General features: G+C 61.0%; 8 protein-coding genes. 5 read left to right on the top strand and 3 right to left on the bottom strand.

The annotated features are described in order from the left end of the window. The first annotated feature begins 116 nt into the window (after nucleotides 1-116). Nucleotides 117-1,685, top strand: coding sequence for an alpha/beta hydrolase-fold protein (locus tag CU081_RS22090; protein ID WP_058647478.1), 1,569 nt, complete (start codon nucleotides 117-119; stop codon nucleotides 1,683-1,685). Here the strand turns inward: CU081_RS22090 and CU081_RS22085 are convergent. After that, nucleotides 1,671-1,919, bottom strand: coding sequence for a DUF1158 domain-containing protein (locus CU081_RS22085; RefSeq protein WP_003858875.1), 249 nt, complete (start codon nucleotides 1,917-1,919; stop codon nucleotides 1,671-1,673). The genes CU081_RS22090 and CU081_RS22085 overlap by 15 nt on opposite strands. Before the next feature lie 488 nt (nucleotides 1,920-2,407). Between CU081_RS22085 and CU081_RS22080 the strand changes: the two genes are divergently transcribed. The 3 genes from CU081_RS22080 to CU081_RS22070 all read left to right on the top strand — a co-directional run bounded on the left by CU081_RS22080 (nucleotide 2,408) and on the right by CU081_RS22070 (nucleotide 9,454). Continuing rightward, nucleotides 2,408-5,116, top strand: coding sequence for a cation-transporting P-type ATPase (locus CU081_RS22080; protein ID WP_003858874.1), 2,709 nt, complete (start codon nucleotides 2,408-2,410; stop codon nucleotides 5,114-5,116). 108 nt (nucleotides 5,117-5,224) lie between these two features. Beyond that, nucleotides 5,225-6,289: an efflux RND transporter periplasmic adaptor subunit gene (locus CU081_RS22075; RefSeq protein WP_022650542.1), complete on the top strand. Its 1,065-nt coding sequence runs from the start codon at nucleotides 5,225-5,227 to the stop codon at nucleotides 6,287-6,289. Between the two features lie 9 nt (nucleotides 6,290-6,298). After that, the gene (locus CU081_RS22070) at nucleotides 6,299-9,454 is read left to right on the top strand and encodes an efflux RND transporter permease subunit (RefSeq protein WP_022650543.1); all 3,156 of its coding nucleotides are present in this window, start codon (nucleotides 6,299-6,301) and stop codon (nucleotides 9,452-9,454) included. On the opposite strand, the gene CU081_RS22065 is transcribed toward CU081_RS22070, so the two are convergent. Next, the gene (locus CU081_RS22065; RefSeq protein ID WP_003858868.1) at nucleotides 9,384-10,505 is read right to left on the bottom strand and encodes a YbdK family carboxylate-amine ligase; all 1,122 of its coding nucleotides are present in this window, start codon (nucleotides 10,503-10,505) and stop codon (nucleotides 9,384-9,386) included. The two genes, CU081_RS22070 and CU081_RS22065, sit on opposite strands and share 71 nt — an antisense overlap. A 105-nt stretch (nucleotides 10,506-10,610) precedes the next feature. On the opposite strand from CU081_RS22065, the gene CU081_RS22060 reads away from it, so the two are divergent. Next, nucleotides 10,611-11,501: an oxidoreductase gene (locus CU081_RS22060; RefSeq protein ID WP_022650544.1), complete on the top strand. Its 891-nt coding sequence runs from the start codon at nucleotides 10,611-10,613 to the stop codon at nucleotides 11,499-11,501. A 52-nt stretch (nucleotides 11,502-11,553) separates the two neighbouring features. Here the strand turns inward: CU081_RS22060 and CU081_RS22055 are convergent, their stop codons facing one another. Further along, nucleotides 11,554-11,988 carry a hypothetical protein gene (locus tag CU081_RS22055; protein ID WP_022650545.1) on the bottom strand — a complete coding sequence of 145 codons (435 nt, stop codon included), beginning with the start codon at nucleotides 11,986-11,988 and terminating at the stop codon, nucleotides 11,554-11,556. Nucleotides 11,989-12,135: the final 147 nt, after the last annotated feature.

Below are 12,135 nucleotides of genomic sequence, written 5' to 3'. Positions count from 1 at the left end.
GAACGTCCTTGGTTGCTATCGCCATAAAATCACCGGTAAATCCCCGTTGATGATATTGCAAATTATTACCATTTGCATTAGCGTTGTTAACAAATTTCGTTGGGGAACAAGCGGTAATGAAGAGGGTATGGAGTGGGTTGCTGTTGGGGATCGGCGCGCTGCCCGCCGTGGCGGCAACGTGCGAGCAGACGTCCCGGCAGGGCGATATTCAGGGAAAGTTTGATGCCAGCGGCGAAGTCTGCTTCTCCCTGCCTGAACTGGGTGAAAACTATGTTTCCGCCACGCTGAATGACGTGACGGATGCGCGCCTGCTTGATGGGCAAAACCGCCGCATCCGCACGCTGATCGAAAATGGTCCTGCGGACGGGGAACACACGCTGCTGTTTGCCCTGCCGGTGAAACAGAACACCTCGCTGATGCTACACGGAGAAGCCGGTAAGCCGTGGCGTTTTCAGTGGCGGATGAAAGAGACCTCTCCGTTACCACGCGTGCAGATGCTGGCGCCTGAAAGCCCGACGCTGAAGGCGCTGGCAAGCGTCATTTCTGCCGGTGGAAGTACCGAGGCGTTCTGGCAGGCGCAGCGTCGACGGGGAACGCCGATGGTGGAGCCGGTAGATGCGAGCCATAAGCGCGTGACCTTTCTGTGGCGCGGCGCGCGGGATAACGTCTTCATTCTCGGCTCGCCGGCGGGGGATCACGATCCGCTGTTCCGCCTGGGCAACAGCGACGTCTGGTTCCGCAGCTATGTAGTCCCCTCTGATACGGTAATGCAGTACAAGCTCGCGCCCGATGTGCCGATCGTCGAGGGTTCCACACGCGATCAACGCCGCGCCATCCTGGTAAGCGCGCAGGCCGATCCGCTTAACCCGAATACCTTCGGGGAGCAGAAGACCGATCGCTGGAATCGCTATTCGCTGCTCGATCTCAGCCCGGCGCGCTACTGCTCCGTTCGGGCTACGGCACAGCCGCTGGTACACGGGACGTTGAGCCGTCAGAGTTTTTCCAGCCACATCCTTGGCAACGCCCGCGACGTGATGATCTACAAACCGCGCGGCGCACAGCCCGCACGCTGGACGTTAATTCTGTTCGACGGGCAGATTTATCAGGACGAATACCATTTTGCCAACGTGCTGGACGGTCTGATTGCCCGGCATCACCTGCCGCCGATTAACGTGGTGTTTATCGACAGCCTCGATCACGCGCGCCGCGGCAACGAGCTGCCGCCGAACCCGGATTTTGCTGACTTTATGGCGCACGAGCTGCTGCCGTGGCTGCGGGGGAAGGGCATCGGCATGCAGCGGCAGAAAACCGTACTGGCAGGATCCAGCTACGGGGGAATTGCCTCTTCATGGGTGGCGCTGCGCTATCCGCGCCTGTTTGGCAACGTGCTGAGCCTTTCCGGTTCTTACTGGTGGGCGCCGGAAGGTGACGCCCCGGGCTGGCTGACGCGTCAGTACCAACAGTCTCCACCGTATCCGGTGCGCTTCTGGTTACAGGCCGGGAAGTTTGAAACCGCGGGGCCGGGCGGCGGCATCTATCGCACCACGCATGATTTTGAACAGGTGCTGAGGAAAAAAGGCTACCGCGTCAGCTTCCACCCCTCATCCAGCGGCCACGACTACGCGGCCTGGTGTGAAGCGCTGATCCACGGGATGCGCGATCTCACTGGCTTACGACGCCAGTGAAAACCAGCGGCGCCAGATGAAACGCAGGATAAAGAATTCGATGGCGCCGAGCACCAAAAACCACAGACAGAACAGAATGGTGTACAGCTGATTCAGATCGACCATATGAAAGGTCTGAACCAGCTTCTGCGCCAGCACCAGACCCAGCGACGGCGCAGGTAACAGCAGGCAGGAGAGCAGGGCCATCAGCAAAATGCCCCCTGCTGTGAGCAGCGATTCTAACGGGTGTTTCATCGTAATGTTAATCGTCAGTTAAAAATGTCATTGTCCGGCATCCTGAAACGTAAAGCAATATCATCCCCGCTGGCAAAATTGGGTGAAAGGCCACCGTTATTCTGCGAATTAATAACAGAAAACAGATAATATTTTCGGGGCGATTAAATTAATATCGCGTTATGTAAATAAACGTCTTTCTCACGAAAATAATTTTACAAAGCTATAGGTGCTATATCCAATTAACGTCGCAATAACAATGGCTGCGACAATGTATAACGCCAGACGCCGTCCGCGATAAATACCAAACATGCTTCCTCCTCGTTTAGTGTTGGTTTAGAAATATTTTGTAAAAATCAACGCGTCGAAATAATTTTAATCAGTTTTGAATAACCGGGTAGTCAATATATTGCGGTAGATCAATTTAACCCGCAAGACTTAAAAATGAATTATTTAAAGCCAGAAAGGAATTCCGGCTTCCGTCCACCGGATATTGAAGGAAAAATACCATGACCAAAAAAAATTTCTCGCAGAATATGCCACCCGCAGGCGGGCAGGCGTACCAGCAGACCGTAGAGCAGGTGCTTGCTCAGGCGCAGAGCCAGGCTAATGGCCTGGACCGCGCCGAGGTGCAGGCGCGTTTGCAGAAACATGGCCCGAACGCGCTGCCAGAGAAAAAAGGCAAGCCGGGCTGGCTGCGTTTTCTCGCGCATTTTAACGATGTCCTGATTTACGTCCTGCTGGCAGCCGCCGTATTAACGGCAGTAATGGGACACTGGGTTGATACGCTGGTTATTCTGGGCGTGGCGGTAATCAATGCCTTAATTGGCCACATTCAGGAAAGTAACGCGGAAAAATCCCTGAAGAGTATTCGCAATATGCTCTCCAGCGAGGCGCGCGTTATTCGTAACGGCAACCATGAAACTATCCCGACGACGGAAATCGTCCCGGGCGATATTATTGTGTTGCGCGCAGGAGATCGTATTCCGGCGGATATGCGCTTAATCGAAGCGCATAATTTACGCGTGGAAGAGGCTATTCTGACCGGTGAATCCACCGTGGTGGATAAACACACGAACCCGCTGAGCGGCGAATTACCGCTGGGCGACCGCACGAACCTGGTCTTTTCCGGTACGACGGTCAGCGCGGGCGGCGGCGTGGGCGTGGTCATTGCCACGGGCCAGGAGACCGAACTCGGCCACATCAACCAGATGATGGCGGGCATTGAAAAACACCGCACCCCGCTGCTGGTGCAGATGGACAAGCTGGGCAAAGCGATCTTCGCCATCATTCTGGCGATGATGGCCGCGCTGTTTGTCTTCAGCCTGGTGTTCCGCGAGATCCCGATGGGCGAGCTGCTGCTCTCCCTGATTAGCCTGGCGGTCGCCTCCGTACCGGAAGGTCTGCCGGCAATTATCTCCATCATCCTCTCTCTGGGCGTACAGGCGATGGCGCGCAAGCGGGCGATTATCCGCAAGCTGCCGACGGTTGAAACCCTGGGCGCGATGACCGTGGTCTGCTCGGATAAAACCGGCACCCTGACCATGAACGAGATGACGGTGAAAGCCATCATTACCGCCGACACCTGCTACCGCGTGGACGGCAACAGCTACGAGCCGGTGGGCAACATCTATCTCGAAGGCAGCGATGAGCCGGTGCAGATCCAGCCGGGCACCGTGCTGGAGCAGTACCTGCGCACCATCGACCTGTGTAACGACAGCCAGCTGATTCAGGACGAGCGCGGCCTGTGGGGCATCACCGGCGGCCCGACCGAGGGCGCGCTGAAGGTGCTGGCGGCCAAGGCCCACCTCGAGCCGGTCGTGACCACGCTGGTTAACAAGATCCCGTTCGACTCTCAGTACAAGTACATGAGCACCCACTACCAGATTGGCGGTGAGGAGCAGATTTTGATCACCGGCGCGCCGGACGTGATTTTCGCCCTGTGTGAGCAGCAGCAGACCCGCAACGGTGCGCAAGCCTTTGACCGCGCGTACTGGGAAACGGAGATGGAGCGCTATGCGCGTCAGGGGCTGCGCATGGTCGCCGCGGCGTTCAAGCCAGCGAACGGTGAGCAGGCATTGACTCACGACGATCTGAGCCACGGCCTGATCTTCCTCGGCATCGCCGGGATGATGGATCCGCCGCGTCCGGAAGCGATTGAGGCGATTAACGCCTGCCAGCAGGCGGGGATCCGCGTGAAGATGATCACCGGCGATCACCCGCAGACGGCGATGAGCATCGGCCAGATGCTGGGGATCACCAACAGCGAGCAGGCGGTTACCGGCTATCAGCTGGAGAAAATGGACGACGCCGAGCTGGCGGAAGCGGCGGTAAAATATGACATCTTCGCCCGTACCAGCCCGGAGCATAAGCTGCGCCTGGTGAAAGCGTTACAGGAAAAAGGCGAAATCGTCGGCATGACCGGTGACGGCGTGAACGATGCGCCGGCGCTGCGCCAGGCGGACGTGGGTATCGCGATGGGCATCAAAGGCACGGAAGTCACCAAAGAGGCGGCGGACATGGTCCTGACGGACGATAACTTCGCCACCATCGCCAGCGCGGTGAAAGAGGGGCGTCGCGTTTACGACAACCTGAAGAAGACCATCCTGTTCATCATGCCGACCAACCTGGCGCAGGGGCTTTTAATTGTGATTGCGCTGCTGGCGGGGAACATCATTCCGCTGACGCCGGTGCTGATTCTGTGGATGAACATGGCGACCTCCGCCACGCTCTCCTTCGGCCTGGCCTTCGAGGCCGCCGAGCGCAACATCATGCGCCGCCCGCCGCGCCAGACCGGGCAGCACGTAATGGACGCCTACGCCGTCTGGCGCGTGGCCTTCGTCGGCACCATGATTGCCATCGCCGCCTTTGCGCTGGAAGCCTGGCTGGCCCCGCGCGGGCACAGCGCGGAGTTCATCCGCACCGTGCTGCTCCAGATGCTGGTCTGCGCCCAGTGGGTGTACATGATTAACTGCCGCAATACCGAAGGGTTCTCCCTGAACCGCGGCCTGCTGGCGAACAAAGGGATCTGGCTGGTAACGGGCGTACTGTTCCTGCTCCAGGCGGCGATCATCTACCTGCCATTTATGCAGATGCTGTTCGGCACCGAAGCGCTGCCGCTGCGCTACTGGTTCGTGACGCTGGCGGTGGCGGGGGTGATGTTCTTCGTCGTCGAAATCGAGAAGCGACTGACCCGCAGGTTCCGTAAGGCTGCATAACTTTTTGCCCTCACCCTAACCCTCTCCCACAGGGAGAGGGAACCCTGACCTCCCTCTCCCTGTGGGAGAGGGCCGGGGTGAGGGAAAACAACGCCGAGGTACTTCTTAATGAAATTCCCACTCCTGTTCGCGCTCCTCGCCTGCACCCTGCAACCCGCGTTCGCCGCAGTCATTCCCGTGCGTGTTGCCACCGTGGAGCAAACCGCCCACGCCGCCGAGCGCCAAATTCCGGGCCGCATTGAAGCTATCCACACCGTTGAACTGCGTGCACGTACGGAAGGCGTCATCACCAGAATCCACTTCCGCGATGGCCAGTACGTGAAAAAAGGCGACGTGTTGTTCGAACTGGACGACGCCGAGCCGCGCGCCGCCCTGCGTCTGGCGCAGGCCGAAGTGAGAAGCGCCGAAGCCACGCTGCGTCAGGCGCAGCAGCAGCTGTCCCGCTTCGAAAGCCTTGGCAGCAGCAACGCCATCAGCCGCCACGACGTGGACAACGCCCGCATGCAGCGCGACGTCGCCAGCGCCGCGCTGGAGCAGGCGAAAGCCCGGCTCGAGACCCGCAGCGTCACCCTCAACTACACGCGCATTACCTCACCGATTGACGGACGCGTGGGGCACAGCAACTTTCACGTCGGCAGCCTGGTGAATCCTGCCAGCGGTGTGCTGGTGGAGGTGGTGCAGCTCGATCCGATCCGCATCGCCTTTGCGCTGGAAGAGGGCGCGTTTGCCACCAAAGCCGGACAGCATGCGGATATCAGCGCCATGAAGCAGGCCTGGCAGGCGCTGATTGACAGCAACGGCCAGCGCATCAGCGGGGAACTCACCTCCGTGGACAACCGCATCGACCCGCGTACCGCCAGCGTGATGCTGCGCGCCGAGTTCGCCAACCCGCGCCATCAGCTGCTGCCCGGCGGCAATGTGAACGTTTACCTGCGTCCGGCAAGCGAGCTACCGGTGCTGACTCTGCCCGCCGCTGCCGTACAGCAGAATGGCGACGGGTTCTTCGCCTGGGTGATTAACGCCGAGGATAAAGCCGAAATGCGTCCGCTGAAGGTCGCCGGGCAGATCGGCCAGCAGTTCCAGATTGCCTCCGGCGTGAAGCCCGGTGAGCGAGCGATTACTGACGGTGCGCAGCGCGTGCAGCCAGGCGCAACCGTCCAGATATTGAATTAAGGAGCCATCATGCTGACGTTTTTCATCAAACGCCCGCGCTTTGCGATGGTGATTGCGCTGGTCATCACCCTGCTGGGGGCCATCGCGCTGAGGATTATTCCGGTGGAGCAGTACCCGCAGATCACCCCGCCGGTCGTGAATGTGTCAGCGTCATGGCCGGGCGCCAGCTCGGCTGACGTGGCGGAGGCCATCGCCACGCCGCTGGAAACGCAGCTGAACGGCGTGGATCACATGCTCTATATGGAGTCCACCAGTTCGGATGAGGGCTCTTACAGCCTGAACATCACCTTTGCGGCGGGCACCGATCCGGATCTCGCCGCCATCGACGTGCAGAACCGCGTGGCGCAGGCCGTGGCGCAGCTGCCGACCGAGGCGCAGCAAAACGGCGTGCAGGTGCGCAAGCGGGCCACCAACCTGATGATGGGGGTAAGCCTTTACTCACCGAACAACACCCACACGCCGCTGTTCGTCAGCAACTACGCCAGCACCCAGGTGCGCGAGGCGCTGTCGCGTCTGCCGGGCGTCGGGCAGGTACAGATGTTTGGCGCACGGGACTACAGCATGCGCATCTGGCTGAGGCCGGACCGCATGAACGCCCTGAACGTGACCAGCGATGACGTGGCGCAGGCGCTGCGCGAGCAGAACGTGCAGGGGGCGGCGGGCCAGGTCGGCACGCCGCCGGTGTTTAACGGCCAGCAGCAGACGCTGACCATTAACGGGCTGGGGCGCTTAAACCAGGCCGACGACTTTGCCAATATCATTATCCGCGCCGGGGAGATGGGGCAGCTGGTGCGCCTGAAGGACGTCGCCACCATCGAGCTTGGCTCGCGCAGCTACAGCTCTGGCGCGCAGCTGAACGGGCATGACTCCGCCTATTTGGGTATCTACCCGACGCCGTCCGCCAACGCCCTGCGCGTGGCCGATGCGGTGCGCGCGGAGCTGGAACGGTTATCCACGCGCTTCCCGGACGATCTGGTCTATGAAGTCAAATTCGACACCACCTCGTTTGTGGCCGCCACCATCAAAGAGATTGGCGTCTCGCTGGCGCTGACGATGCTGGCGGTGGTGGTCGTGGTGTCCCTGTTCCTGCAAAGCTGGCGCGCGACGCTGATTGTCGCCCTTGCCATTCCGGTGTCGCTGGTGGGCACCTTCGCGGTGCTCTATACGCTCGGCTACTCCGCCAATACGCTGAGCCTGTTCGCCATCATTCTGGCGCTGACCATGGTGGTGGATGACGCCATCGTGGTGGTGGAGAGCGTCGAAACCCTGATGGCGGAAGGGCAGAGCCGCACGGCGGCGACCGCGCTGGCGCTGCGCCAGATTGCCGGGCCAGTGATTGCCACCACGCTGGTGCTGCTGGCGGTGTTTGTACCGGTGGCGCTCCTGCCAGGGATAGTGGGCGAGCTATACCGCCAGTTTGCGGTGACGCTCTCGACCGCCGTCACGCTCTCAAGCCTGGTGGCGCTGACCCTGACGCCCGCGCTCTGCGCGCTGCTGCTGCGCCCGCGTCCGGCACAGCCCGCCGCCGTTTTCCGTGGGTTCAACCGCGGGCTGGACGCCATGCGCATGCTTTACACCCGGATCGTGAGCGTGTTCAACCTCCGTCCGTGGCTGGCGCTGCTGGCCACCGCAGGCGCGGCGGCGGTGGTGGTATTCAGCTTTATGTCGATGCCAAAGGGCTTCCTGCCCCAGGAGGATCAGGGCTACTTCTTCGCCAGCGTCCAACTGCCGGAGGCAGCCTCGCTGGAGCGCACCGAAGCGGTGATGACCACCGCGCGCGAGCTGATCGCTAAAAACCCGGCGGTAGAAGACGTGATTCAGGTCTCCGGGTTTAACATCCTCAACGGCACCAGCGCATCGAACGGCGGGTTTATCTCCATCATGCTCAAAGACTGGAGCGAGCGTCCGCCGCTGGATGAGGTGATGGGCACCCTTCAGCGACAGCTGCTGGCCCTGCCGGAAGCCACCATCATGACCTTTGCGCCGCCGACGCTGCCGGGGCTGGGCAACGCCTCCGGCTTCGACCTGCGCATTCAGGCGCAGGCGGGGCAAAGCCCGGCGGAGCTGGAGCGCGTGACGCGTGAGGTGCTGGCGAAAGCCAACCAGCACCCGCAGCTGAGCCGCGTGTTCACCACCTGGAGCAGCAACGTGCCGCAGATGACGCTCACCGTTGACCGCGAGCGCGCGGCCCGCCTCGACGTGCCGGTGTCACGCATCTTCAGCAGCCTGCAAACCGCCTTTGGCGGCACGCGCGCCGGGGATTTCAGCGTCAACAACCGCGTCTACCACGTGGTGATGCAGAACGAAATGCAGTGGCGCGAGCGCGCGGAGCAAATCAGCGAGCTTTTCGTGCGCAGCAACAGCGGCGAGCGGGTGCGTCTGAGCAACCTCGTCACCATCACGCCGACCGTCGGCGCGCCATTTATTCAGCAGTACAACCAGTTCCCGTCGGTATCGGTGAGCGGCTCGGCAGCGGAAGGGGTAAGCAGCAGCACCGCAATGGCGGCGATGGGCGAGATTCTGGCGGAAAACCTGCCAGCCGGGTACGACTACGCCTGGAGCGGCATGTCGTATCAGGAGCAGCAGACCGGCAATCAGGCGATATGGATTGTGCTGGCGGCGGTGGTGATGGCGTGGCTGTTCCTCGTCGCCCAGTATGAGAGCTGGACGCTGCCGGCGAGCGTTATGCTCTCGGTGCTGTTCGCCATCGGCGGGGCGCTGGTCTGGCTGTGGCTGGCGGGCTACGCCAACGACGTGTATGTGCAGATTGGTCTGGTGCTACTGATAGCCCTCGCCGCCAAGAACGCAATTCTTATCGTGGAGTTTGCCCGCGCCCGGCGCATGGACGGAATGGCGATTGTCGATGCCGCACGGGAGGGAGCATCGCGCCGCTTCCGCGCGGTAATGATGACCGCCGTGTCGTTCATTATCGGCGTCCTGCCGATGATGCTGGCGACCGGGGCGGGCGCCCAGAGCCGCCGCATCATCGGCACTACGGTCTTCAGCGGCATGCTGGTGGCGACCGTGGTGGGGATAGTGTTCATCCCGGCGCTGTTCGTGCTGTTCCAGCGCCTGCGCGAGTGGGGCCACGGCCTTACGGACTCGTCGCCCACAGCTCACAGTGCTTCTGCACCAGAGAAATCAGCGAGCCGCCATCGGCGATAAAGTCCCGCATGCGCTGCGCCTCGCTCTTGCCCTGCTTTAACAGCAGGGCAATTTCCTTGATGGCGCTTGTCGCGCCGAGCTTCTCGGCGGACGGCGCAACCTGCTCGAGCAGCCAGGCGATATCTTCCGCCACGGTTTTGTGCTCGCCGGTATGCACGTCTGTCAGAATGCCTTCCAGCCCGTAGCGACAGGCCTGAAAACGGTTAAAGCGATACAGCAGAAAATCCCGTTCCTGATGCTTATACGGCCGCGCGGTCAGCAGCCAGTGCGACGTCGCCTGAATAAGCCCGGCGATGTTAATCGCGTGGCCGAGCGTCAGCGGGGTATCCATCACCCGTACCTCAACGGTGCCAAAATGCGGGCTGGGGCGGATGTCCCAGTGCAGATCCTTAATGCTGTCGATCATGCTGGTGGAGCTCAGGCGGCGGAACAGCCCCTCGAACTCCTGCCAGCTGTTGACCCACGGCATCTGTCCGTTATCCGGGAAGCCCGAGAAGATGTTGAGACGCGATGAGGCGAACTTCGTGTCCGTGCCCTGCATATACGGTGATGCGGCGGCCAGGGCGATAAAGTGCGGCACAAAGCGCGACAGGCCGTGCAGCAGATAAATTGCGTCGTCCCCGGTCCGACAGCCGACGTGTACGTGCTGGCCGAACACCGTCGCCTGCAAAATCAGATAGCCAAAGCGCTCCAGCGTGACGTTATAGCGCTCGTCGTCACACACCTCCTGACGCTGCCACTTCTGGAACGGGTGCGTTCCGCCGCCGCAGATCTGGATGTGATGCTCCGCCGCCGCGCGCAGGATGCTCTGCTGCATCACCGAGAACTGCGCCGCTGCCTGGTCGATGGTCTGGCACACGCCGGTGGCGATTTCGAGCATGCTTTCGGTAATGTCGTGTTTGACTTCGCCCCCTTTGATGTCGTCTTTGACGGCGGCGATGAGGGCAGAGGAGTCCTGGCTCAGATCGTAACCCGGCGGGTTAACCACCTGGAGTTCGAGCTCAATGCCGAGGGTATAAGGTTCAGAGGATTTGAAGTCGGGTAAGGGCATGGCGCACTCCGTTGTCTGTTATGAATTGAGTATAGACAATGGGCGTGGCGCGCTCTTTTCAGGGTGGTATAACTGATAGCAGGCTTAGCAAAAGGGGAGTGACCCATGTCTGACTATCCAACCATTGCGCTGACAGGACCCGGTGCGATTGGGACCACCATCGCCGCGGTGCTGCATGAAGCGGGCCGCACGCCGCTGCTGTGTGGTCGCACCGCGCATCCGGAACTGCGCCTGCGTCATGATGAGGGTGAAACTGTGGTGCCCGGTCCGGTACTCACCGATCCCAGCGTCATTACGCGCCCCGTTGACCTCGTTTTTTTGGCGGTCAAAACGACGCAAAATGCCGACAGCGCCGGGTGGCTGCGTGCCCTGTGCGATGAAAACACCGTGGTCTGCGCGCTGCAAAACGGCGTGGAGCAGAAAGCCCAGCTTGCGCCTTTGGTTAATGGCGCAACGGTACTGCCCTCGGTGGTCTGGTTCCCTGCCCAGCGCGAGCCGGATGCCTCCGTCTGGCTGCGCGCCAAACCGCGCCTGACGCTGCCGGACGTGCCGCAGGCGCAGCGGGTGGTCGAAGCGCTTCGTGATACGCGCTGCGCGGTTGAGCTCTCGGAAGATTTCCCCACCGTCGCCTGGCGCAAGCTGCTGCAAAACGCGGTCGCCGGGCTGATGGTGCTGGCCAATCGCCGCGCCGGGATGTTCAGGCGCGAGGATATCAGCGAGCTGGCGCTGGCCTACCTGCGCGAGGGGCTGACCGTCGCCCGCGCCGAAGGGGCGAAGCTGGACGATGCGGTGGCGGAGGAGATTCTGGCGAACTTTCAGCGCGCGCCAGTGGATTTGGGCACGTCGATTCTTGCCGACCGTCAGGCGGATCGTCCGATGGAGTGGGATATCCGCAACGGCGTGATCCAGCGCTATGGCCGCAGGCACGGGATTGCGGTGCCCGTCAGCGATGTGGTGGTGCCGCTGCTGGCGGCGGGGAGCGAGGGGCCGGGGTGAGCCAGGGTCTGGCGAGAAGGAAGACCCGGCCGTTGTGCGCCGGGTAACTCTCTTACTTACCCTGACGGGTTTTCTCAGCGTTTAGCTCTTCCATTGTTGCTTCCAGGATCCAGAGGCAGTGAGCACCCTCAACCGTATCCAGCAGCGCCCGGCGGGTGCGCTGATAGAACGCGTCGACTTCGGCGGGGGATTTCTCTAGAGGCGGCGTGCAGACGATATCGCTGCCAACCATGTGCGGCCACTTTCCCGCGTCAATGGTCTGGAGCGCTTTCAGTGTGGCGCTGGTGTTTGTTGTGAGCGCTGCGGCCAAAGCATCCTCCAGCAGTTGCGCCTGCCTGGCGTCAGCCGTGGCAGCCAGCGTTGGGGCTTGCTCAATCCAGTGTGTGTCACCTGAGGCGATTCCATGAAGTGCTGATGGCCAGTCAGTGCTGGCTGCAATGGCTGGGACAGTGAGCGCACAAAGCAGCAGGACGATTGGGTATTTCATCGCACTATTCCCCGCTCGCCGACATCGTTTTTGCACCATACATAAACGGTTATAGACATTTGCTTAAACTCCTTTTAAGAAAATCCTGATAAATTCTTCTATTACAGTCGGTTAATGAACAGACGGGACGTTAACGTTTATAAAAAA

The organism is Enterobacter sp. CRENT-193 (assembly GCF_002787395.1).
In the GTDB taxonomy this organism is placed as follows: Bacteria; Pseudomonadota; Gammaproteobacteria; order Enterobacterales; family Enterobacteriaceae; genus Enterobacter; species Enterobacter hormaechei_C.
Note: the sequence above shows the minus strand (reverse complement) of the source record. Positions and strands in the feature narration are given on the sequence as shown.

Excerpts from the sequence above, each read along its gene's own strand:
- CU081_RS22090 (WP_058647478.1), top strand. The coding sequence starts at position 117 with ATGAAGAGGGTATGGAGTGGGTTGCTGTTGGGGATCGGCGCGCTGCCC.
- CU081_RS22085 (WP_003858875.1), bottom strand. The coding sequence starts at position 1,919 with ATGAAACACCCGTTAGAATCGCTGCTCACAGCAGGGGGCATTTTGCTG.
- CU081_RS22080 (WP_003858874.1), top strand. The coding sequence starts at position 2,408 with ATGACCAAAAAAAATTTCTCGCAGAATATGCCACCCGCAGGCGGGCAG.
- CU081_RS22075 (WP_022650542.1), top strand. The coding sequence starts at position 5,225 with ATGAAATTCCCACTCCTGTTCGCGCTCCTCGCCTGCACCCTGCAACCC.
- CU081_RS22070 (WP_022650543.1), top strand. The coding sequence starts at position 6,299 with ATGCTGACGTTTTTCATCAAACGCCCGCGCTTTGCGATGGTGATTGCG.
- CU081_RS22065 (WP_003858868.1), bottom strand. The coding sequence starts at position 10,505 with ATGCCCTTACCCGACTTCAAATCCTCTGAACCTTATACCCTCGGCATT.
- CU081_RS22060 (WP_022650544.1), top strand. The coding sequence starts at position 10,611 with ATGTCTGACTATCCAACCATTGCGCTGACAGGACCCGGTGCGATTGGG.
- CU081_RS22055 (WP_022650545.1), bottom strand. The coding sequence starts at position 11,988 with ATGAAATACCCAATCGTCCTGCTGCTTTGTGCGCTCACTGTCCCAGCC.